The organism is Pseudomonas sp. 13B_3.2_Bac1 (assembly GCF_025466205.1).
Lineage (GTDB): Bacteria > Pseudomonadota > Gammaproteobacteria > Pseudomonadales > Pseudomonadaceae > Aquipseudomonas > Aquipseudomonas fluorescens_H.
On record NZ_JANLOG010000142.1, the window covers coordinates 60922 to 80968 of the forward strand.

A 20047-nucleotide genomic window follows, 5' to 3' on the forward strand; every position below is an offset into this window, starting at 1 on the left:
GTATTCAGCCCCACTCAGGCGGCTTGTCCTACAGCCGCTTCGGAAGGTGTGCGTGGGAAAGCTACGGCAGCGAGGAAGGTCAACGCGCCAAAACCCGCCAGAATCAGGTAAAGCCCGACGAAACCATGGCGCGGCTCGAGGTAGGAAATCAGCGGAATCGCCGTTGCACTGGCGCCGAACGACAGGCAGTAACGCAGGGCGAACACCCGGGATTGCCACTGCGGTGCAACGAAATTGGCGACCATCGAGTCGTTCACCGTGACTTGGCCGAACACCACGAACATGAACGCCGCTCCAAGCACGATCACCGCCCAGCCATCGACATGGGCCATGCCGTATAACAGCGGCGCCTGAAACAGCGTGAGCACCAGAAACGGCCATTTCAGACTGACCCGATGCAGCACCTGCCCGATGCTCAACTGCGCCACCGCGCCGAAGGCATACGCCAGGCTGACCACCACGCCAAGGGTTTGCGGCGAGGCGAACAGGTCATGCAAGCGCTCCTGAAACAGCTTCGGATAGGTCATGGTGGTGGCGTTGAACACCACACCGCCGGTGGCCGTCGCCAGCGCCAGCACACCGAACACCATGAGCATCGAAATCTTCTGACCGGCAGCGCCTTTCAGCACGGTGTGCGGACGCTGCGGGATCGGCTCTTCACGCACCTGCAGGGCAAAACCGATACCCAGCACGATCGCCACCACGCCCGGTAACACAAAGGCCGAGCGCCAGCCGAATTGCGCCACCAGCAACCCGGTGATCAGCGCTGAAAACGCCACGCCGAGGTTGCCCCACATGCCGTTGATGCCGATTTCCCGGCCACGGTTCTGCGCGTAGGCCACCAGCATCGCGGTACCCACCGGGTGGTAGATCGCCGCGAAAATGCCGATCAGGGTCAGCCCGATCACCAGCATCGTCGGGCTGCTGCTCAACCCGGTGAAGATCGCCGAGGCGCCGATGCCGAAGAAAAACACCAGCATCATCTGCCGCCGACTCCAGTGATCACCCAGCCAGCCGGCCGGCAGCGAACAGGCACCGAAGGCAATGAAGCCACCCAGTGACAGACCGATCAGCGCGGCGTAGTCGAGGCCGAAGGCCTGGGTCATGCCGAGCACGGCGGCGGGAAAAATCAGCATGAACATGTGATCGATCACATGGGCAGCGTTGACGTAGCGTATGACGTTTCGGGATTGATTCATGGCAGCACGCTTGTGTGTGTTGTGGGCGGATTGTTATGAGCGGCCTATGCTAAGTTGGCGAAAAAGCGCATATCTGCCATTCAGGTCATCAAACCCGACATGTTGATCAGCCATTTCGAACACGGCCCGGTGAGTGCCTATCCCCGGGATTATCTGGACGGTGCCCACCAGCCGCTGCACCTGCACCGCGAGGCGCAGTTGCTGTATGCCGTCAGAGGGATCATGCGGGTGGTCACCGATCTTGGTGCCTGGGTGATTCCACCGAGCCGCGCGGTGTGGATTCCGCCGCAGGTCGCGCACGAGATTTTCATGTCCGGCGATGTGCAGATGCGCTCGCTGTTCATCGCCCCCGAACTGTCACCGGCCAGCCTGCAACAGTGCTGCGTGCTGGCGGTGACACCGCTGTTGCGCGAATTGATTTTGCGTGCGGTACAAGGCCCGCCGCATGCGGACAATCCGCTGATCCAGCAACTGATGCTGGAAGAATTGGCCAGCCTGGAAAACCTGCCGCTGCACATTCCGATGCCCACTGACCGGCGCCTGCAAAACATCTGCCTGGCCTTGCTGCACACCCCCGATCACCCCAACACCCTGGAAGACTGGGCGCAGCAGGTCGGCGCCAGCTCGCGCACCCTGGCGCGGCTGTTCCAGCGACAACTGAAGATGAGTTTCAACGCCTGGCGCCAGCAACTGCGCCTGATGGAAGCCCTGCCGCGCCTGCTCGCCGGGGACAGCGTGCAAAGCGTGGCGCGGGACCTGGGTTACGGCAGCGCACGGGCGTTCAGCGCGATGTTTCGCCGTTTGCTCGGGGACAATCCCCGCGACTACCTCAACACCCTGAGCAAACTCAGCGAACTCGTGTAGGAATTCCCCATCTCCCTGTGGGAGCGAGCTTGCTCGCGAAAGCAATCTTCCAGTCACCTGTGATATCGACTGATCCGACGCCTTCGCGAGCAAGCTCGCTCCCACAGTTTGATCGGGTTTCAGCTCTTAGTGCATCTCGGTGAAGGCGAGTTTCACGCCGATCGCGATCAGCACTGCGCCCATGGTGCGGTCGAACCAGTGGCCCATGCGGGCGAAACCGGCGCGCACGCGCTGCTGGCTGAACAGCATCGCCACCAGGCAAAACCAGACAGCCGTCGCGACCGCCAGATAAACCCCGTAACCGGCCTGCACCGCCAGCGGCGTGTGCGGGTTGATCACCACGGTGAACAGGGAGAGGAAGAACAGCGTGGCTTTCGGGTTCAGGCCGTTGGTGACGAAGCCCGAAGTGAAGGCGCCGCGAGCGGTGCGCACGCCGGCTTCCTTGTGCAAGTCATCGGTGACGGTTTTCGCCGGCTGCGCGCGCAAAGCCTTGAAGCCGATGTACAGCAGGTACGCCGCTGCAGCCCATTTCAAGGCGTTGAACAGCACGATCGACTGCGACACGATCAGGCCGATGCCCAGCAGCGAATAGCCCACGTGCAGGAAAATCGCCGTGCCCACACCCAGCGCGGTCCAGGTGCCGGCGCGACGACCATGGGTCACGCTCTCGCGCACCACCACGGCAAAGTCCGGGCCGGGGCTGGCCACGGCCAACAGGTGGATCAGTGCAACGGTCAAGAACTCGGTCCAGTACATGGGGGCTCCTCTGGGGTCGATCGTCAAATTGAACACTTCGCCTGAATGCTTTTCCCCTGTGGGAGCGGGCTTGCTCGCGAATGGCGCAGTGTCAGGCAGCTTTGATTGGTCTGACACTCCCTCTTCGCGAGCAAGCCCGCTCCCACAGGTCTTGTGAGCACCTCAGGCCTGCGTAACCATTTGTTTCATCTGGTAGGCTCGGCAGATTACGCCTTCCGTTCCAAGCACAAAAGGTACAGTTGATGACGAACCCGCGCCGCGCCGTATTCCTCGATCACCCGTCACTGGATCTCGGCGATCTCGACCTCAGCCCGTTGCGCGCCTGCTTCAGCGATCTGCAACTGTTCGCTCAGACCTTGCCTGAACAGGTCAGCGAGCGCCTGCACGGTGCCAGCGTGGCGATCACCAACAAGATCCGCATCGACGCCGCCGCGATGACCGCCAACCCGGATCTGCAACTGATCCTGATCACCGCCACCGGCACCAACAACGTCGATCTGGACGCGGCCCGCGCCCATGGCATCACCGTGTGCAACTGTCAGGGTTACGGCACGCCGTCGGTGGCGCAGCACACAATCATGTTGCTGCTCAACCTCGCCACCCGCCTGGCGGATTATCAGAAAGCCGTCGGCGAGGGTCGCTGGCAGCAGGCCAGACAGTTCTGCCTGCTCGACTACCCGATTGTCGAACTGCAAGGCAAAACCCTCGGTCTGCTCGGTCACGGTGAGCTCGGCGGCGCGGTCGCGCGCCTGGCCGAAGCATTCGGCATGCGTGTATTGCTCGGACAGATTCCGGGCCGCCCGGCGCGCCCGGATCGTCTGCCACTGGCCGAACTGCTGCCGCAGATCGACGCCCTGACCCTGCACTGCCCGCTCAACGAACACACCCGGCACTTCATCGGCGCCCGCGAGCTGGCATCGATGAAACCCGGCGCGTTTGTGGTCAACACCGCTCGCGGTGGTTTGATCGACGAGCAAGCCTTGGCCGATGCCCTGCGCAACGGTCACCTCGGCGGCGCGGCTACCGATGTGTTGAGTGTCGAACCGCCGGTGAACGGCAATCCGCTACTTGCGGCCGATATTCCGCGGCTGATCGTCACCCCGCACAACGCCTGGGGCAGTCGCGAAGCGCGGCAGCGTATCGTCGGCCAATTGACTGAAAACGCTCAGGCGTTCTTCAGCGGTACAGCGCTGCGGGTCGTCAGTTGATAAACTGCGGCACTTTTTTTCCAAGGAGCAGTTATGGATCCGCGCAGTGAAGTACTGCTTCGTCAGGCCGAGTTATTCCAGGGTTCGCTGTTGCTGGCCGGTTTGCCTGCCGACGATTTGCTCGGGCGCCTGCCCAATGCGTTCGGCTGGTGCTGGCATGCCGGCGATCAAGCGGCACTCGATGCGCGCTTCGAAGGTCGCAGCCATTTCGGTGTGAATGTGCCGGAGCGCGAATTCGACAGCGCCGTGGTGTTTCTGCCCAAGTCCAAGGATCTGACCGATTACATCCTCAATGCCGTGGCCGCACGTCTGCCCGGGCGCGAGGTGTTTCTGGTCGGAGAAAAACGCAGCGGTATCGAGGGTGCGTCCAAGCAGCTCAACCCGTTCGGCAAGCCGCGTAAACTCGACAGCGCCCGTCACTGCCAACTGTGGCAAGTCACCGTGGCCAATGCACCCGAAGCCAAATCGCTGGAAAGCCTGGCGCAGACTTATGAGCTGCCACTGGCCGAAGGCCCGTTGAAAGTCATCAGTCTGCCGGGCGTGTTCAGCCATGGTCGACTGGACCGCGGCAGCGCCCTGCTGCTGGAGCATCTGGACAAATTGCCGAGCGGTCACCTGCTGGACTTCGGTTGCGGCGCCGGGGTGTTGGGCGCGGCGGTCAAACGGCGTTACCCACACAATCAGGTGACCCTGCTCGACGTCGATGCTTTCGCCGCCGCCAGCAGTCGCCTGACATTGGCGGCCAACGGTCTGGAAGCCGAGGTGCTGACCGGTGACGGCATCGACGCTGCACCGATGGGTTTGAACGCGATTCTGAGCAATCCGCCGTTCCATGTCGGGGTGCATACGGATTATTTCGCTACCGAGAACTTGCTGCGAAAAGCGGCCAAACATCTGAAAAACGGCGGCGAACTGCGCCTGGTCGCGAACAGCTTCCTGAAGTATCAGCCACTGATCGAAGAGCATCTGGGCGTGTGTGCGATCAAGGCCGAAGGCAATGGTTTCCGGATTTACCGGGCCAAGCGCGGCTGAAAATTAGCACTTGCCGAATGGATTCTGCCTAGGCAGAATCCGCTCCGTCCTAGGGGAGTAGTCTCCCACGAGCGCCAAGCTCGTCCGGCATACGTCAACATACTTGATCCTCAGATCATGGCGTATGCGACCCAAGCGTCCGCACCAGACGGATCGCAGGGTTTGACAAGACCTATGACACGCACACCTTACCCGGGGCGGGAAGGCTGTACGTGTCATAGCCGTGTCGACCCGCCCCTTAGGAAAATCCTGATGCTGGACTCGTTACTCGTTCCCACCGCAATCGTTGCCTTGGCCGAAATCGGCGACAAGACGCAACTGCTCGCGCTGATTCTCGCCGCTCGCTTTCGCAAACCCTGGCCGATCATTGCCGGTATTGTCGCTGCGACCCTGGCCAACCACGCAGCAGCCGGTGCGGTAGGCGCCTGGTTCGGCAGCTTCTTCTCAGACTCGGTCCTGCACTGGATTCTCGCCGCGAGCTTCACCGCCACTGCGCTGTGGACGTTGGTCCCGGACAAGATGGACGACGATGAAGCCAGCACCGCACGCAAGTTCGGCCCCTTCCTGACCACGCTGATCGCGTTCTTCCTTGCGGAAATCGGCGACAAGACGCAGATCGCCACCGTGATGCTGGCGGCGCAATATCCGGAGCTGTGGCTGGTGATCATCGGCACCACGGCGGGCATGCTGATTGCCAACGTGCCGGTGGTATTGGCGGGTAATTTTGCTGCGGAGAAACTGCCGCTGACCCTGATCCGTCGCCTGGCCGCTTCGGCGTTCTTCATTCTGGCGATCGTTGCGGTGTACAAGGCGATGCAGAGCAGTGGCTGGATTTAACCCCTGAGCCTTTCACATCATTGTGGCGAGGGAGCTTGCTCCCGCTGGGCTGCGAAGCAGCCCTGATACTGCCAATGCGATCAAACATGAACACCGCATTGGCAGGGTTTGCGACGGCTGCGCCGCCGAGCGGGAGCAAGCTCCCTCGCCACAAAATCAAGTTCGCCTTGCCTTGGTGCTGATCAGGATTTAGGGGCTTTTTCGTACAGCGGCATGACTTTTGGAATCGCCGCCTGCAGCGAGGCGATCCGGCTGGACGAGGCCGGGTGGGTGCTCATGAATTCCGGCGGTGCGCCTTCCGAGGCCTTGCTCATCTTGTCCCACAGGGTGATCGCCGCGTTCGGGTTGTAGCCGGCGCGAGCGGCCAGCTCCAGACCGATCAGGTCGGCTTCGTTTTCGTTGGCGCGGCTGTTGGGCAAGGTCATGCCGTAGTTGGCCACGGTGTCGGCCAGCGCGAGGCTGTCCTGACCCAGACCGAACAACGCGCCGGCGCCCTGCTTGGCCATTTCGACGCCATAGGCTTTGGACATCGCTTCACGACCGTGCTCGCGCAGGGCGTGGGCGATTTCATGGCCCATGACTGCGGCGATTTCATCGTCGGTCAGTTTCAGGCTGTCGATCAGCCCGGTGTAGAAAATGATCTTGCCGCCAGGGCCGCAGTTGGCATTGAGTTCGTCGCTCTTGATCAGGTTGACTTCCCACTGCCACTGCGCGGCGTCTGGACGGAAGTTCGGTGCCTGGGCAATCAGCCGGTTGGCGATTGCCTGAACCCGCTTGGCCTCGGGGCTGGTCTTGTCCAGTACGCCTTTGCTCGACGCCTCGCCGACGGTCTTCTGATAGGACTGGGCATACATCTGGTCGACCTCTTGCGAGGACAGCATGCTGAACATGTACTGCTTGCGCTCCACCCCCACGGCTCCGCCGCTGGTGGTGTTGACCGACTGACAACCGGCCAGCAACAGCGCTGCGCTCAGTGCACTTACAACCAATGTCTTGTTCATTCAAAAGCTCCCTGAAAACCTGCCGCGTATCGTAGGGGGTGAATTGTATCGGCGCCAGATACAACAGACGTGTTGCAGCGTCTTTCGGAAGTTTCCCACCACTGCTGTCGTAAAAAATTCACAGCAACCGGCAGACCCGCTGCCACTGCGTCGCACACTGATCCATTTGCGACATCGCCCGCCCAATATGCCGCCCGCCACTCATGGCGCAATGCCTGCTGCCGATACAACAGCGCAGACGTCCTCTTGCGTGCGGAGCTCCCATGAAGTTCAAGTCGATCCAGTTTTCCGTCGCCGCCCTGGCCGGCGCCATCGTGCTCAGCGTGGTCGCCGCGCTGGTGCTGTACGCGCTGTTTTCCGGTGCCCGCACCCAGGACATGGTGCAACAGCGCACCCAGGCGCAGTTCGAACAGGTCATCGAACAACGCCTGACCTCGCTGGCGCAGACTCAGGTCAGCCAGATCCAGCGCGAACTCGAAGCACCGCTGCTGATTGCCGGCGGACTGGTGCGGGTCAACGCGCTGCTCGGCACGCCGGGCGCCGACGGCCAGCCGCGACTGACCATCAGCCGCGAGCAACTGATCAGCCTGATCAAGGAGAACGTCGAGCAGAACCCGAAAATTCTCGGCACCTACATCGGCTGGGAAAAAAACGCCCTGGACCACAATGACGCGGCCTACGTCGGCACCCGCGTGGTCGGTATCGACGCGGCCAACGGACGCTTCCTGCCCTGGTGGTTCCGCAATGACGACGGCACCCTGGGCCTGGACAAACTGGCGGACGTCGACGACCAGAAAGTCCTGTCCACTGGCGTACGGGCCAGCGAGTACTACCTGTGCTCGAAAGAGAGCAAGAAATCCTGCGTGATCGATCCGGCGCCGTACAAGGTCGGCGACAAGATCGTCATGCTCGCCTCCTTTATTGAACCGATCATGCTCAACGGCGCATTCCAGGGCATCGTCGGCGCCGACCTGTCGGTGAACTTCATCCAGGAAATGCTCCTCGGGGCCAACCAGAAACTGTACAGCGGCGCCGGGCAAATGGCCCTGATCGGCGGCAACGGCCGGATCGTCGCCTACACCAAGGACCCGAGCAAATTCGGCGAGAAAGTCAGCGACATCCTCGACGCCGAGCAGATCGCCAACATGGTCAACCTCAAGCGCGGCGAAGTCACCTACTCGGTGAACAAAGACAAGGGCCGCATCGAACTGTACCTGCCGTTCGGCATCGGCCAGACCGACGCGCGCTGGACGCTGATGCTACAGCTGCCGTTGAACGCGGTGATGGCCGATCTGCAAAAACTCCAGGCCGATCTCGACGCCCAGCGCAAATCCGACACCTTTGGCATGGCAATGGTTGGCCTGATCATTGCCGCCATCGGTCTGCTGGTGATCTGGCTGGTGGGTCACGGCATCGCCCGACCACTAAAGCAGATGGTCGCCATGCTCGATGACATTGCCAAAGGTGAAGGCGATCTGACTCGTCGCTTGAGCAGTGATCGCAGTGATGAACTGGGCTCGATTGCCAAGGGCTTCAACACCTTCCTCGCCAAGTTGCAGGCGATGATCACGCAGGTGGTGACGTCGGTGCAGAGCGTCAGCGATTCCTCCGAGCACACTGCCGACATCGCGATTCGCACCAACATCGGCATTCAGAAACAAATGGCCGAGATCGATCAGGTCGCCACCGCGGTGCAGGAAATGACCGCCACTGCGCAGGACGTGGCGCGCAACGCTACCCAAGCGGCTCAGGCAGCGAGCCATGCGGATCAGGCCGCCGGTCAGGGCATGCAGATCGTCCGTGATACGTCGAACTCGATTGGTGCGCTGGCGCTGGAAATCGGCAAAGCGGTGGACGTGGTGCAGACGCTGGCCAAGGACAGCGAAAACATCAACGCGATTCTCACCGCGATTCGCGGGATCGCCGAGCAGACCAACCTGCTGGCGCTGAACGCGGCGATCGAAGCGGCGCGGGCCGGCGAGCAGGGTCGCGGTTTTGCCGTGGTGGCGGACGAGGTGCGCAATCTGGCGCAGAAGACCCAGAAGGCCACCGAAGAAATCCAGACCATGATTCAGCAACTGCAACAGGGCACCCGCGATGTGGTGCGAGTCATGGAGGACAGCCAGAACCGCACCGACGAAAGCGTGCAGCACGCGGCGAAAGCGGCTGAGGCGCTGGAGACGATTACTCAGGCGGTGTCGGTGATCAATGACATGAACACGCAGATTGCCAGTGCTGCTGAAGAGCAGAGCGCAGTGGCCGATGACATCAACCGCAACGTGATCAATATCGGTCAGGTGGCGAATGAAGTCGCGGGCGGTGCGGATGAGTCGAGTTCGGCCAGTGCGGGTCTGACTAAATTGGCGGAGCAGCAGCGGCGGTTGATCAATCAGTTCAAGGTCTGATCCAAAGGCCCCTTCGCGAGCAAGCCCGCTCCCACAGTAATTTTGCGGCGTTCACAAAACCTGTGGGAGCGGGCTTGCTCGCGAAGAGGGCGGCACAGCATCAAATCAACCCGGAGTCAGACACTCCGGCCCATTGAGCTTCGGATCATTGATCAGATTCGCCAACACCCGCTCGCGCAACGCTGCGGGCTCACTGGCAAGCAAGCCCTGCAGCACATGCAGCGGCGTCGCAGGATCGAGCCATGCCGCCTGCCCTGCCTCATCGAGAATCAACGGTCGGCGCTGACTGGCCGCCGGCTGCGTGATGACCGCGGTGCTCAGCCACACCTGCTCCTGCACCGGATACGCCTCCCAGATCGCCGCGAAAAACAGCGACGAGCCCTCCCCCGGCGTCAGCCAGTACGGGCGCTTGCGCAGATTGCCGCGCCATTCGTAGAAACCGTTGGCCGGCAACAGACAACGACGCAGGCGCAGCGCCTCGCGGAACATTGGTTGCTCGGCGACGGTTTCGGCCCGGGCATGCGCCGGGGTACGCGACAGATCGGTCAGCCACGGCGGCGTCAGGCCCCAACGGGCGCGGGCCAGGGTGCGTTGGCCGTCGGCCTCGGCACGCAGCATCAACACCGAATCATTGGGGGAAATGTTCCACTGCGCCTGCTGATCGGCGGGAAATCCGGGCAGGGCCGCGAAATCGCGGTTCCAGCGAAACAGGGCATAACGTCCACACATGGCGCAACACGACTCAAAAATAAAACGAACGTCAGCCTAACAGACCAGCGTCCCGGGGAAGCTCTCCGGTTCATCGCCGGGCAGCGGCAGCGCGGCATTGTACGCGGTGATCAGTTCGCGGGCGTATTCGGCCTGGTCGTTTTCGACCGACAGGCCGAGCAGGCCGAAAATCGGCAATTCCCCGGTGCCGCCCAGCAAATCCCGGCCCACCAGGTGCGCCTCGATGCCCTCGCTGGCGAGCATGCCCTTGAGCATCTCGCCTTCCATCAGGTTTTCCGGCTCGTAGATTCGCTGCATGGGCGCCCCCTCACTCGTTTTCGCTGAAGACTTCCAGAAACCAATCTTCGCCATGCACCTGCAAGACAAACGTGATCGGTCGACAACACACCTGACAGTCCTCGATGTAGGTCTGATCGCCGCCGGACAAGTCCACTGTCGTCTCGACCTCTTCACCACAATACGGACATTCATACAGTGCGCTTTCCAGCATCGCGGTCTCCCAGGTGACTTGTGCGTATAATCGCCGGTCTATTTGCAGGGCTATTTTTGTCTGGCTACCTTTTCAGACCGTGCCCCGTTGGTTTTCGATCAAAACCTTTACTTACCCTAGCCGTTTCCAACAAGAGAGCATGATGGGCGAATTCGATGCCATCCGACCTTACGACGACAGCGAAGTACCTGCGGTACTGGCAAGACTGCTCGGCGACAAGGCGTTTCTAGATATCCTCACCCACTTCCGCTTCCCGCGTTTTGCCGGTGCCTTCGGCTGGATGCTCAAACCACTTATAGCCCATCGGCTGCGTCGTGAGTTTGCCGACGTGACCTCCGTGGCCACTTTGCAGGACAAAGTCGAGTTTTACGTCGACCACACCATCGAGCGCGCCACTGATGGCGTGACTTACACCGGTGTCGAGCAATTCAAGTCCGGCAGCGCCTACCTGTTCATCGCCAACCACCGCGACATCGTGATGGACCCGGCCTTCGTCAACTATGCCGTGTACCACGCCGGCCTGCCGACCCCGCGCATCGCGATCGGTGACAACCTGCTGCAAAAGCCTTTTGTCAGCGACCTGATGCGTCTGAACAAGAGCTTCATCGTGCACCGCTCGATCACCGGGCGCCGCGAGAAGATGGCGGCGTATCAGTTGCTGTCGGCGTACATCAACCACTCGATCCGCAACGACTGCGCGTCGATCTGGATCGCTCAGGCCGAGGGCCGGGCGAAGGATGGTGACGACCGCACCGAGTCGGCGATCCTCAAGATGTTCCACATGAGCCGCAAGGACGAGCCATTCGGCGAAGTGATTCAGTCGCTGAACCTGACCCCGGTGTCGATCAGCTACGAATACGACCCGTGCGATCAGGCCAAGGCCCGCGAGTTGTACATCCGCGCCACCACCGGCACCTACACCAAGGCACCGGGCGAGGATGACGTGAGCATCGCCAAGGGCATCACCGGCTACAAGGGCCGGGTGCACGTGAACTTCGCCGCGCCGATCACCGAGCTGTTCGAAGACACCAAGCAATTGGCGGTCGAGATGGACAAGCAGATTCTCGGCGGTTATCGCCTGTTCCCGGTGCATTACCTGGCGTATGCAATGTGGGCCGATGCCGATCCGCAACTGAACGTGCCGAAGGCCGCCGAGGTGTTCCCGGCCGATGAGCTGGCCAAGGCACAGGAAGAATGGCAGCGCCGGCTGGACGCCTGCCCTGAGGAGCACCGTCCGTATCTGGTGCTGCAATATGCGACACCGGTGCGTAATCAGTACCGGGTGAAGGCTGGGTTGCCGTTGTAAGCGCTTTCCACTCGACGCAAAAACGGCGCCCTCGGGGCGCCGTTTTTTTATCTGATTCAATCAAACCTTGTGGCGAGGGAGCTTGCTCCCGCTCGGCTGCGCAGCAGTCGCAAAACCAGATCACGCGGTACACCTGAAAAACCGCGTTTACCTGAATCGGGGCCGCTTCGCAGCCCAGCGGGAGCAAGCTCCCTCGCCACAAGGGTTTGTGCTGTCCTTAGAAGCGGGTACTGATCCAGGAAACGATCAGGGCCAGGCCGAGGCAGGCAAAACCGAAGCGGTAGAAAAAGCGGTTCATGCGCAGCGTTGCCCAATCCAGAATCGGTTCGGCATTCGGTTGAGCCTGGCGTTGAGCGGCGATGCTGGCCAGAGCGCGTTGTTCACGACGGCGGGTCGCGTGCAGCAGCCAACTGCCTGGAAAGGCCAGTGCCAGTGCCAGCAGGTTGATCAATTTGGCGGGATGGGCGGTAAACAGCGTCATCAAGTGCAGCGACATCACAGACCTCGGAACTGAATCGGTGTGGCAGGCGCCAGATCGACGACCGCGGCGCGGATTCTACCGAAACACGCCTCCACTACCCTACCCTTTGCGACAAATAACCTGACAATCGACCGATGGCTGCCCTGTGTCACGGCATCGTCATTTACATCGGCCACCATGCGCGCCTCGAAACACACATGGAACGCGACATGCTTCACGCCGAAAACCAGGATCGCCTGTACCTCATCACCCCGACCGACGAACAACAGAGCCTCGTCGGCAGTCTTGCCTTCAATGTTCAGGATCGCCACTGGCTGGTGTATTGCGCCCTCGGCGGGCATCAGCACGCGGACTTGCCGGAGACTGATCTGCTGACCGGCGTGAGCGTGCTCGACTTCTACTCCCAGGCTGCCTGAATAACACCGCCCCCCTGTAGGAGCTGCCGCAGGCTGCGATCTTTTGACTTTGATTTTCAAAAACGAGATCAAAAGATCGCAGCCTTCGGCAGCTCCTACAGGGGATTAGCGGGGAATCAGTGGACATTAAAAAGCCCGGCGCCATCACTGGCGCCGGGCTTTTGCACATCTGCCGAACAGCTTACTCGGCGAGGATCTGACCTACGGTCGGGTCCTTGAACAGACGGGTCAAGGCATCGCTCAACACGTCGCTGACCAGCTTGGTGTTGGTTTCCTGGTTCGGCGCCATGCCGAAGCGCTGGTCCAGCGAAGCACCGTAGCGGCCGCTGTAGCGACGGTTGCCGCTCTGCACGTCGGAGCGGAAGGTCGCGCCGATGGTGGCTTCGGTCACGTACATGCCTTCTTTCGGCGACTGGTACTTCAGCTCGGTCAGGGTCACGGTCAGTTGCGGCGCGTTCATCCCGTTGCTGGTCGGGGTGAAGCCGAGCAGACGCACGGCGGCTTCAGCCTGCGCCTGCAGCTTCGGCAGGATCTGCTCACGCTGCACGGTGATGGCGCTGGTTTCCGGGTACAGGCCGCCACGGGTGCCGAGGGTTGGCGACGGACGACCGTCAACCACGCGCACCACCACTTGCTGGCCATGGCCGACCGGGGCCAACTGCGTGGTCAGCTTGGGTTCCGGGCTCAGTTGTTGCGGGCTGTGGGCGCAGCCAACCAGAGTCAAACTGGTCACAGTGATCAAACCGAACAACAGGCGTTGCAACATGCTCTTTTCTCCAGAATCAGGCACAAACAGGCCGGCAGTATAGCGGTGGGCCACTGCGGGTAACCAGCACTCGACAGTGAATACTCGAATGTCTGACCCGCCCATGGGAATGCGGTTCCTGTCACAGATTATTCACCGCCCATACACCTTGGCGTCACGGCCACTTGGCAAGCTTCAAACCAGTCCTCCAACAAGGTACCTGGCCATGCGTTATCTGATCTCGTTGTTCGCTCCACGTCCGCTGCACCGCAGCTTTGCCCTGCTCGACCGCAACGGTCACTGCCAGGCATTCAAGCAGTGCAGCCTGCAACCGATGGGCGATGGCTGGGTGGAAATCGAAGAAATACGTCTCAACTGGTTGCACCAGCCACTGCCCGCCAGCGCCCGCGTCATAGCGTCGCAGCCCCGCGCACGCGTGCAAGCGATGTTGAGCATCTGACCGGATGCCTAATAAAAGTCATTAAACACGAGCAACTGCGCGCATTTCTTCGATACAATCTCCCCCCGATTATAAGGACGTCTCCTGATCGGGCCCCGCAACACCGGCAATGCCCAGCATTAGCCATCAAAATCGCCCACAGAGAGCCGCCCACACAGATCGAGTGAAGTTGGCGCGCTTGCCTGTTCTTCCGGCAAAACCCCGCTTTTCGCGAATCTGCAGAGCTGTCATACGCTCGGCCACCGCGTTGTTTTGCCTTTGCGGGCACGGTGCCAGGCCTGGACAGCCCTTTTTGAGGTTCACGTCTTCAAAAGAGCGTGAAAAAAACGGGTTTTCACAACTTCACAAGAGTGTGGCGAGCAAATGAATAGTTTTGCGTCTGAACATGCACCATTAGCGTCTGAAACAGCCCAACGACACAGGACCGGGGATACCTCGAACATCGGAGCCTGAAGCCTGTCCGCTACGGATTTGGTTGCACAAAACGGATGTCTCGACCATAAGTCGAATTGCCAGCCGCGTGCTGAAATGAGTTCATGCAACTCTTGAAGCCAGGCCGCATGCATCCGTCGAAGTTGCGAAAAATTGCGAAGATTCGGACATGACGAACCTGACCATGGGTATCTGGGGCGCAACTGACTTGCCCCGTCACTCCCTGGCAGCCATGCCGACAATTTGGTGCTGCAGATTTTGGAGACGCGTTAAATGGCGCATAACGAAGCAGTCGACGTAGTTCTGGTTGGGGCCGGCATCATGAGTGCCACCCTGGCAGTACTGCTCAAAGAGCTCGACCCGGCGATCAAGCTGGAAGTCGTCGAGTTGATGGATTCCGGTGCTGCGGAGAGTTCCAACCCGTGGAACAACGCCGGTACCGGCCACGCCGGCCTGTGCGAGCTGAACTACACGCCGCAGGCAGCCGACGGCAGCGTCGACATCAAGAAAGCCGTGCACATCAACACCCAGTTCGAAGTGTCCAAGCAATTCTGGTCGTACCTGACCAAGAAAGGCACCTTCGGCTCGTGCAAATCCTTCATCAGCCCGGTGCCACACCTGAGCTTCGTTCAGGGTGACAAAGGCGTGTCGTTCCTCAAGGAACGCTTCAACGTGCTGCACAAGCACCACGCCTTCGCCGACATGGAATACACCGAAGACAAGGCCAAGATGGCCGAGTGGATGCCGCTGATGATGCCGGGCCGCTCGCCGGATGAAGTGCTGGCCGCCACCCGCGTGATGAACGGCACCGACGTCAACTTCGGCGCCCTGACCAATCAGTTGCTCAAGCACCTGACCAGCGCACCGGACACCCAGGTCAAATACTGCAAGCGCGTGACCGGCCTCAAGCGCAACGGCGCCGGCTGGACCGTCAGCATCAAGGACGTCAACAGCGGCAGCAGCCGTGAAGTCGACGCCAAATTCGTCTTCCTCGGCGCCGGTGGCGCGGCCCTGCCGCTGCTGCAGGCTTCGGGCATCGAAGAAAGCAAAGGCTTCGGCGGCTTCCCGATCAGCGGGCAGTGGCTGCGTTGCGATAACCCGGAAGTGGTCAAGCACCACCAGGCCAAGGTCTACAGCCAGGCTGCAGTCGGTTCGCCACCGATGTCGGTGCCGCACCTGGACACCCGCGTGGTCGACGGCAAGAAATCCCTGCTGTTCGGGCCATACGCCGGTTTCACCACCAAGTTCCTCAAGCACGGCTCCTTCATGGACCTGCCGCTATCAGTTCGCGCCAGCAACATCGGGCCGATGCTGGCAGTGGCGAAAAACAACATGGACCTGACCAAGTACCTGGTCAGCGAAGTGATGCAATCGATGGAGCAGCGCCTGGATTCCCTGCGCCGCTTCTACCCGGAGGCGAAAGCCGAAGACTGGCGCCTGGAAGTGGCCGGCCAACGGGTACAGATCATCAAGAAAGACCCGAAAAAGGGCGGGATCCTGCAATTCGGTACCGAACTGGTCGCCGCGAAAGACGGCTCCCTCGCCGCTCTGCTCGGCGCTTCGCCAGGGGCTTCGGTGACTGTTTCGATCATGCTCGAGCTGATCGAGAAATGCTTCCCGGCCAAGGCCAAGGGTGAGTGGGCGGCCAAACTGGCGGAGATCTTCCCGGCCCGCGAAAAGGTTCTGGAAACCGATGCTGCGCTGTATCGCAAGATCAACACGCAGAACAACATCGCTTTGGAACTGGTTGAAGAAAGCAGCGAGACCCCAAGCTTCGCTTGATCTTGCGGCATAAAAAACGCCCCGTACTCAGTGAGTGCGGGGCGTTTTTTTATGGGCAGGACTTAGTTGAACCACCGACCACTGTGGGGGGGGGGGGGGGGGGGGCGGGGGGGGGGGGGGGGGCGGCGCGGGGGGGGGGGGGGGGGGGGGGGGGGGGGGGGGGGGGCCCCCCCCCCCCCCCCCGGCCCCCCCCCCCCCCCCCCCCGCCCCCCCCCCCCACCCAAACCCCCCCCCCCCCCCCCCCCCCCCCCCCCCCCCCCCCCCCCCCCCCCCACAGGGATCAGGTGCGGGACTTTTCGATCAGCTCGATATAGTCCGGGGCGTTGCGCTGATCGGCGATCAGCTCAACGAAGGTCTTGCCCTGCTCATCCTTGCCATCCACGTCGTAACCGGCAGCCACGAAGAACGTCAGAAAGCGCTCGAAATCGTCGATGCGCAGGCCGCGATAGGCCTTGACCAGTTTGTGCAGCGACGGCGAAGTGGCGTCGACCGGTTCAAAATCGAGGAACAGCTTGATCTGCTCATCGCCGATCTCGTCACCAATCACCTGTTTCTTATCTTTACGCATTGCCGACTCCAGCTCGCAGACATTACACGGGGCGGGCAGTTTACCCCTGCCCCGCCACAAGGCTCAACGCGAACGAACGGCCCCGGTGTGCAGATCGGCCCAGATGTGGCCGTTGGCGTAACTGAGGAATTGCACATAGACGGTGTCGTTGCGCAGCAGATCGATCACTACCCGGTACTGGGCCAGCGGGTAATACAGGGTCAGGGTCTTGCTCTTGTCGTCATAAACCGGTTTTTTCAGGCTTTTGCTTTCGCCATCGAAGTTGACCAGCACTTGCGTGATGGTCGCGCCCTTGTTCAACGACTTGCCCTTGAGACGGATCATCAGCGGCGACGTGACGGGGATTGGCTGCTGATTGGACTGGCGTTGCGCACCGACCACCACCGAATAATCGGTGACTTGCAGCAGTTGTTGCTGCTCGGGCTCGGCATCGCGCAGGGTCAGGTCGTCTGGCGGCAGAAATTGACTGTGCATCGGCGCCGGGGCGGCGGCCAGGGGCAGGCTGAGGGTCAGCAACAGGGCGGCAAGGCTGCGGATCAAAAGGCTCATGACAGGCTCCGGGGGCGGGCCGAGCACTTTAGCAGTCTTTTAAAAGCAAAAGATCGCAGCGTTCCGCAGCTCCTACAGGGTGTACATCAATCCCATGTAGGAGCTGCGGCACGCTGCGATCTTTTGATCTTGCTTACATGCCTTTAACGGCGAAGATCCCGTTGGCGTTGCGCCAGTAACCTTTGTAGTCCATGCCGTAACCGAAGATGTAGCGGTCAACGCATGGCAGGCCGACGAAGTCTGCTTTCAGGTCAGGACGCGCCTTGCGGTCGTGATCCTTGTCGATCAGCACGGCGGTGTGCACTTTGCGCGCGCCGGCGTGTTTGCAGAAGTCGATGATCGCGCCCAGGGTGTGACCTTCGTCGAGGATGTCGTCAATGATCAGCACGTCGCGGTCGATGAACGAAACTTCCGGCTTGGCTTTCCAGAACAGGTCGCCGCCGCTGGTTTCGTTGCGATAACGGGTCGCGTGCAGGTAGGACGCTTCCAGCGGAAATTGCAGGTGAGTCAGCAGTTTGCCGGAGAAGATCAGGCCGCCGTTCATCACGCAGAACACCACCGGGTTGCTATCGGCCAGTTGTTCGTTGATTTGTGCACCGACGCGGGCGATGGCGGCCTCGACTTCAGATTCGGTGTACAGGCAGTCAGCCTCTCGCATGATTTGACGGATATGCTCGAGATCAGCGGACATGGCGCTCTCCAGGGGGATGTTTTCGGAAAAGCGGGCAAAGGTACGCATCCCGTGAGGTCGAATCAAGCCTTAATGGACTAACGTACTCAATGTCCTATAGGACATCGCCCTCGGATAGATTAATCTAGGCCGGTTTTTTTGCCCGCCGCCGGAGTTTTTCCATGCCCATCCTCGAGATCCGCCATCCGCTGATCCGCCATAAACTCGGCCTGATGCGCCGCGCCGATATCAGCACCAAGAATTTCCGTGAGCTTGCTCAGGAAGTCGGCGCTCTGTTGACCTATGAAGCTACAAAAGATTTGCCGCTCGAATCCTACGATATCGCCGGTTGGTGCGGCACTGTGTCGGTGGAGAAAATCGCCGGCAAGAAGATCACCGTCGTGCCGATCCTGCGCGCCGGCATCGGCATGCTCGAAGGCGTGCTGAGCCTGATCCCGGGTGCCAAGGTTTCCGCTGTGGGCGTTGCCCGCAATGAAGAAACCCTGCAAGCGCACACTTATCTGGAAAAACTGGTTCCGGAAATCGACGAACGGTTGGCGATGATCATCGACCCGATGCTCGCCACCGGCAGCTCCATGGTTGCGACCATCGACCTGCTGAAGAAAGCCGGTTGCAAGGACATCCGCGCAATGGTGCTGGTGGCAGCGCCGGAAGGCATTGCCGCGGTGGAACAGGCTCACCCGGACGTGACCATCTACACCGCGTCCATCGACGAGCGTCTGAACGAACACGGGTACATCATCCCAGGGCTTGGCGATGCCGGTGACAAGATCTTCGGTACCAAGCAGAAGGACGCGTGAGCATGCAGCAAGAGTTCAACGATCCGCTCTGGCGCACGGTGCTGTCCGGCGCCCAGATGCTGTTCGTAGCGTTCGGCGCCCTGGTGCTGATGCCGCTGATCACCGGCCTTGACCCGAACGTGGCACTGTTCACCGCGGGTCTGGGGACGATTCTGTTCCAGATCGTCACCGGGCGTCAGGTGCCGGTATTCCTTGCATCGAGCTTTGCCTTCATCACCCCGATCATTCTCGCCAAGGGCCAGTTCGGCCTCGCCGCGACCATGGGCGGCGTGATGGCAGCCGGTTTCGTCTACACCTTCCTCGGCCTCGCCGTGAAGATCAAGGGCACCGGTTTCATCGACCGCTTGCTGCCGCCGGTGGTGATTGGTCCGGTAATCATTTCCATCGGCCTGGCCATGGCGCCGATTGCCGCGAACATGGCGATGGGCAAGGCGGGCGACGGCTCCGAGCTGATCCACTACCAGACCGCGATGATGATCTCGATGCCAGCGCTGCTGACCACGTTGATCGTGGCGGTGTTCGGTAAAGGCATCTTCCGTCTGGTGCCGATCATTTCCGGGGTGCTGGTGGGTTTCGCCATGTCGTTCTATTTCGGCGTGGTCGATACCGCGAAGATTGCGGCGGCGCCATGGTTTGCGCTACCGCACTTCACCGCGCCGGAGTTCAACTGGCAGGCGATCCTGTTCATCGTTCCGGTGGCGCTGGCTCCGGCCATCGAGCACATCGGCGGCGTGATTGCCGTGGGTAGCGTGACCGGTCGCGACTATCTGAAGAAGCCTGGCCTGCACCGTACCCTGCTGGGTGACGGCATCGCCACCACGGCGGCCGGCCTGTTTGGCGGCCCGCCAAACACCACCTACGCCGAAGTGACCGGCGCGGTGATGCTGACCAAGAACTACAACCCGAAAATCATGACCTGGGCGGCGATCTTCGCCATCACCCTGGCGTTCATCGGCAAGTTCGGCGCGCTGCTGCAAAGCATTCCGGTGCCGGTGATGGGCGGGATTCTGTGTCTGTTGTTCGGTTCGATCGCGGCGGTGGGGATGAACACCCTGATCCGCCACAAGATCGACCTCGGCGAGGCGCGCAATCTGGTGATCGTGTCGGTGACCCTGGTATTCGGTATCGGCGGTGTGCTGGTCGGCACCGGTACTGGCCCGGATGACTTCGGCCTCAAAGGCATTGCGCTGTGCGCGGTGGTGGCGATTGCGCTGAACCTGATCCTGCCGGGCAATGATGGCTGGAAGAACAAGAAGGCGGATGAGCCGCTGATCTAAGGGCTTAGATCCTTGTTGT

At 61.1% G+C, this 20047-nt stretch carries 22 protein-coding genes, 1 pseudogene and 1 riboswitch; of the genes and pseudogenes, 12 read left to right on the forward strand and 11 right to left on the reverse strand.

Annotated elements, in window-relative coordinates:
- Nucleotides 1-14: 14 nt before the first annotated feature.
- Complete coding sequence (locus tag NTD85_RS22820) at nucleotides 15-1199, reverse strand: MFS transporter (RefSeq protein ID WP_262143285.1); 1185 nt, start codon at nucleotides 1197-1199, stop codon at nucleotides 15-17.
- A 99-nt stretch (nucleotides 1200-1298) separates the two neighbouring features.
- Here NTD85_RS22820 and NTD85_RS22825 point away from each other — a divergent pair, with 99 nt between their 5' ends.
- On the forward strand, nucleotides 1299-2063 hold the full coding sequence (locus tag NTD85_RS22825; RefSeq protein WP_262143286.1) for an AraC family transcriptional regulator: 765 nt from the start codon (nucleotides 1299-1301) through the stop codon (nucleotides 2061-2063).
- Between the two features lie 126 nt (nucleotides 2064-2189).
- Here NTD85_RS22825 and NTD85_RS22830 read toward each other — a convergent pair whose 3' ends face one another.
- Nucleotides 2190-2819 (reverse strand): LysE family translocator, encoded by a 630-nt coding sequence (locus NTD85_RS22830; RefSeq protein ID WP_003228086.1) that lies wholly within the window; start codon nucleotides 2817-2819, stop codon nucleotides 2190-2192.
- Between the two features lie 242 nt (nucleotides 2820-3061).
- On the opposite strand from NTD85_RS22830, the gene NTD85_RS22835 reads away from it, so the two are divergent.
- The 3 genes from NTD85_RS22835 to NTD85_RS22845 all read left to right on the forward strand — a co-directional run bounded on the left by NTD85_RS22835 (nucleotide 3062) and on the right by NTD85_RS22845 (nucleotide 5896).
- Nucleotides 3062-4027, forward strand: a complete 966-nt coding sequence (locus NTD85_RS22835; protein WP_262143287.1) for a 2-hydroxyacid dehydrogenase — start codon at nucleotides 3062-3064, stop codon at nucleotides 4025-4027.
- A gap of 33 nt (nucleotides 4028-4060) precedes the next feature.
- A complete protein-coding gene (locus tag NTD85_RS22840; RefSeq protein WP_003228088.1) occupies nucleotides 4061-5059 on the forward strand; it encodes a class I SAM-dependent methyltransferase in 999 nt (332 codons plus the stop codon).
- Nucleotides 5060-5099: 40 nt separating this feature from the next.
- A riboswitch (yybP-ykoY riboswitch) is annotated at nucleotides 5100-5222 on the forward strand.
- 89 nt (nucleotides 5223-5311) lie between these two features.
- On the forward strand, nucleotides 5312-5896 hold the full coding sequence (locus tag NTD85_RS22845) for a TMEM165/GDT1 family protein (RefSeq protein ID WP_003228090.1): 585 nt from the start codon (nucleotides 5312-5314) through the stop codon (nucleotides 5894-5896).
- A gap of 182 nt (nucleotides 5897-6078) precedes the next feature.
- Here the strand turns inward: NTD85_RS22845 and NTD85_RS22850 are convergent, their stop codons facing one another.
- The gene (locus tag NTD85_RS22850; protein ID WP_262143288.1) at nucleotides 6079-6897 is read right to left on the reverse strand and encodes a M48 family metallopeptidase; all 819 of its coding nucleotides are present in this window, start codon (nucleotides 6895-6897) and stop codon (nucleotides 6079-6081) included.
- A gap of 1352 nt (nucleotides 6898-8249) precedes the next feature.
- Here NTD85_RS22850 and NTD85_RS27820 point away from each other — a divergent pair.
- Both NTD85_RS27820 and NTD85_RS27825 read left to right on the forward strand, forming a co-directional pair.
- Nucleotides 8250-8447: pseudogene (locus NTD85_RS27820) on the forward strand (HAMP domain-containing protein); the annotation flags it as partial.
- A gap of 111 nt (nucleotides 8448-8558) precedes the next feature.
- Nucleotides 8559-9302: a methyl-accepting chemotaxis protein gene (locus tag NTD85_RS27825; RefSeq protein WP_400498180.1), complete on the forward strand. Its 744-nt coding sequence runs from the start codon at nucleotides 8559-8561 to the stop codon at nucleotides 9300-9302.
- Between the two features lie 105 nt (nucleotides 9303-9407).
- On the opposite strand, the gene NTD85_RS22860 is transcribed toward NTD85_RS27825, so the two are convergent.
- Genes NTD85_RS22860 through NTD85_RS22870 form a run of 3 tightly spaced genes read right to left on the reverse strand, consistent with a single transcriptional unit; the run spans nucleotide 9408 to nucleotide 10521 of the window.
- Nucleotides 9408-10031, reverse strand: coding sequence for an SOS response-associated peptidase (locus NTD85_RS22860; RefSeq protein WP_045122631.1), 624 nt, complete (start codon nucleotides 10029-10031; stop codon nucleotides 9408-9410).
- 36 nt (nucleotides 10032-10067) lie between these two features.
- The gene (locus NTD85_RS22865) at nucleotides 10068-10328 is read right to left on the reverse strand and encodes a putative signal transducing protein (protein WP_003228093.1); all 261 of its coding nucleotides are present in this window, start codon (nucleotides 10326-10328) and stop codon (nucleotides 10068-10070) included.
- A gap of 10 nt (nucleotides 10329-10338) precedes the next feature.
- Nucleotides 10339-10521, reverse strand: coding sequence for a CPXCG motif-containing cysteine-rich protein (locus NTD85_RS22870; RefSeq protein ID WP_020799766.1), 183 nt, complete (start codon nucleotides 10519-10521; stop codon nucleotides 10339-10341).
- A gap of 142 nt (nucleotides 10522-10663) precedes the next feature.
- Between NTD85_RS22870 and NTD85_RS22875 the strand changes: the two genes are divergently transcribed.
- Entirely contained in the window at nucleotides 10664-11827 is a 1164-nt protein-coding gene (locus NTD85_RS22875) for a 1-acyl-sn-glycerol-3-phosphate acyltransferase (RefSeq protein WP_003228096.1), read from the forward strand.
- A gap of 217 nt (nucleotides 11828-12044) precedes the next feature.
- On the opposite strand, the gene NTD85_RS22880 is transcribed toward NTD85_RS22875, so the two are convergent.
- Nucleotides 12045-12323, reverse strand: coding sequence for a hypothetical protein (locus NTD85_RS22880; RefSeq protein WP_003228098.1), 279 nt, complete (start codon nucleotides 12321-12323; stop codon nucleotides 12045-12047).
- Nucleotides 12324-12517: 194 nt separating this feature from the next.
- Here NTD85_RS22880 and NTD85_RS22885 point away from each other — a divergent pair, with 194 nt between their 5' ends.
- A complete protein-coding gene (locus NTD85_RS22885; RefSeq protein ID WP_027612213.1) occupies nucleotides 12518-12724 on the forward strand; it encodes a hypothetical protein in 207 nt (68 codons plus the stop codon).
- Between the two features lie 181 nt (nucleotides 12725-12905).
- Here NTD85_RS22885 and NTD85_RS22890 read toward each other — a convergent pair whose 3' ends face one another.
- The gene (locus NTD85_RS22890; RefSeq protein ID WP_003228101.1) at nucleotides 12906-13490 is read right to left on the reverse strand and encodes a YajG family lipoprotein; all 585 of its coding nucleotides are present in this window, start codon (nucleotides 13488-13490) and stop codon (nucleotides 12906-12908) included.
- A 205-nt stretch (nucleotides 13491-13695) separates the two neighbouring features.
- Here NTD85_RS22890 and NTD85_RS22895 point away from each other — a divergent pair, with 205 nt between their 5' ends.
- Both NTD85_RS22895 and mqo read left to right on the forward strand, forming a co-directional pair.
- The gene (locus NTD85_RS22895; protein ID WP_007912834.1) at nucleotides 13696-13929 is read left to right on the forward strand and encodes a hypothetical protein; all 234 of its coding nucleotides are present in this window, start codon (nucleotides 13696-13698) and stop codon (nucleotides 13927-13929) included.
- Between the two features lie 705 nt (nucleotides 13930-14634).
- Nucleotides 14635-16143 carry a malate dehydrogenase (quinone) gene (gene mqo, locus NTD85_RS22900; RefSeq protein ID WP_003228110.1) on the forward strand — a complete coding sequence of 503 codons (1509 nt, stop codon included), beginning with the start codon at nucleotides 14635-14637 and terminating at the stop codon, nucleotides 16141-16143.
- Between the two features lie 280 nt (nucleotides 16144-16423).
- On the opposite strand, the gene NTD85_RS22905 is transcribed toward mqo, so the two are convergent.
- The 3 genes from NTD85_RS22905 to NTD85_RS22915 form a co-directional block, all read right to left on the reverse strand.
- Nucleotides 16424-16711 (reverse strand): PA4642 family protein, encoded by a 288-nt coding sequence (locus NTD85_RS22905; protein WP_103522311.1) that lies wholly within the window; start codon nucleotides 16709-16711, stop codon nucleotides 16424-16426.
- Nucleotides 16712-16774: 63 nt separating this feature from the next.
- Nucleotides 16775-17260, reverse strand: coding sequence for a hypothetical protein (locus NTD85_RS22910; protein WP_003228114.1), 486 nt, complete (start codon nucleotides 17258-17260; stop codon nucleotides 16775-16777).
- Between the two features lie 133 nt (nucleotides 17261-17393).
- Nucleotides 17394-17951 carry a hypoxanthine-guanine phosphoribosyltransferase gene (locus NTD85_RS22915; protein ID WP_003228116.1) on the reverse strand — a complete coding sequence of 186 codons (558 nt, stop codon included), beginning with the start codon at nucleotides 17949-17951 and terminating at the stop codon, nucleotides 17394-17396.
- A 161-nt stretch (nucleotides 17952-18112) separates the two neighbouring features.
- Between NTD85_RS22915 and upp the strand changes: the two genes are divergently transcribed.
- Together upp and NTD85_RS22925 are read left to right on the forward strand one after the other, a co-directional pair.
- Nucleotides 18113-18751, forward strand: coding sequence for a uracil phosphoribosyltransferase (gene upp, locus NTD85_RS22920; protein WP_003228118.1), 639 nt, complete (start codon nucleotides 18113-18115; stop codon nucleotides 18749-18751).
- A 2-nt stretch (nucleotides 18752-18753) separates the two neighbouring features.
- Complete coding sequence (locus NTD85_RS22925) at nucleotides 18754-20028, forward strand: uracil-xanthine permease family protein (protein ID WP_003228120.1); 1275 nt, start codon at nucleotides 18754-18756, stop codon at nucleotides 20026-20028.
- The last annotated feature ends 19 nt before the right edge of the window (nucleotides 20029-20047 follow it).

Excerpts from the sequence above, each read along its gene's own strand:
- NTD85_RS22820 (WP_262143285.1), bottom strand. The coding sequence starts at position 1,199 with ATGAATCAATCCCGAAACGTCATACGCTACGTCAACGCTGCCCATGTG.
- NTD85_RS22825 (WP_262143286.1), top strand. The coding sequence starts at position 1,299 with ATGTTGATCAGCCATTTCGAACACGGCCCGGTGAGTGCCTATCCCCGG.
- NTD85_RS22830 (WP_003228086.1), bottom strand. The coding sequence starts at position 2,819 with ATGTACTGGACCGAGTTCTTGACCGTTGCACTGATCCACCTGTTGGCC.
- NTD85_RS22835 (WP_262143287.1), top strand. The coding sequence starts at position 3,062 with ATGACGAACCCGCGCCGCGCCGTATTCCTCGATCACCCGTCACTGGAT.
- NTD85_RS22840 (WP_003228088.1), top strand. The coding sequence starts at position 4,061 with ATGGATCCGCGCAGTGAAGTACTGCTTCGTCAGGCCGAGTTATTCCAG.
- NTD85_RS22845 (WP_003228090.1), top strand. The coding sequence starts at position 5,312 with ATGCTGGACTCGTTACTCGTTCCCACCGCAATCGTTGCCTTGGCCGAA.
- NTD85_RS22850 (WP_262143288.1), bottom strand. The coding sequence starts at position 6,897 with ATGAACAAGACATTGGTTGTAAGTGCACTGAGCGCAGCGCTGTTGCTG.
- NTD85_RS27825 (WP_400498180.1), top strand. The coding sequence starts at position 8,559 with ATGGCCGAGATCGATCAGGTCGCCACCGCGGTGCAGGAAATGACCGCC.
- NTD85_RS22860 (WP_045122631.1), bottom strand. The coding sequence starts at position 10,031 with ATGTGTGGACGTTATGCCCTGTTTCGCTGGAACCGCGATTTCGCGGCC.
- NTD85_RS22865 (WP_003228093.1), bottom strand. The coding sequence starts at position 10,328 with ATGCAGCGAATCTACGAGCCGGAAAACCTGATGGAAGGCGAGATGCTC.
- NTD85_RS22870 (WP_020799766.1), bottom strand. The coding sequence starts at position 10,521 with ATGCTGGAAAGCGCACTGTATGAATGTCCGTATTGTGGTGAAGAGGTC.
- NTD85_RS22875 (WP_003228096.1), top strand. The coding sequence starts at position 10,664 with ATGGGCGAATTCGATGCCATCCGACCTTACGACGACAGCGAAGTACCT.
- NTD85_RS22880 (WP_003228098.1), bottom strand. The coding sequence starts at position 12,323 with ATGTCGCTGCACTTGATGACGCTGTTTACCGCCCATCCCGCCAAATTG.
- NTD85_RS22885 (WP_027612213.1), top strand. The coding sequence starts at position 12,518 with ATGCTTCACGCCGAAAACCAGGATCGCCTGTACCTCATCACCCCGACC.
- NTD85_RS22890 (WP_003228101.1), bottom strand. The coding sequence starts at position 13,490 with ATGTTGCAACGCCTGTTGTTCGGTTTGATCACTGTGACCAGTTTGACT.
- NTD85_RS22895 (WP_007912834.1), top strand. The coding sequence starts at position 13,696 with ATGCGTTATCTGATCTCGTTGTTCGCTCCACGTCCGCTGCACCGCAGC.
- mqo (WP_003228110.1), top strand. The coding sequence starts at position 14,635 with ATGGCGCATAACGAAGCAGTCGACGTAGTTCTGGTTGGGGCCGGCATC.
- NTD85_RS22905 (WP_103522311.1), bottom strand. The coding sequence starts at position 16,711 with ATGCGTAAAGATAAGAAACAGGTGATTGGTGACGAGATCGGCGATGAG.
- NTD85_RS22910 (WP_003228114.1), bottom strand. The coding sequence starts at position 17,260 with ATGAGCCTTTTGATCCGCAGCCTTGCCGCCCTGTTGCTGACCCTCAGC.
- NTD85_RS22915 (WP_003228116.1), bottom strand. The coding sequence starts at position 17,951 with ATGTCCGCTGATCTCGAGCATATCCGTCAAATCATGCGAGAGGCTGAC.
- upp (WP_003228118.1), top strand. The coding sequence starts at position 18,113 with ATGCCCATCCTCGAGATCCGCCATCCGCTGATCCGCCATAAACTCGGC.
- NTD85_RS22925 (WP_003228120.1), top strand. The coding sequence starts at position 18,754 with ATGCAGCAAGAGTTCAACGATCCGCTCTGGCGCACGGTGCTGTCCGGC.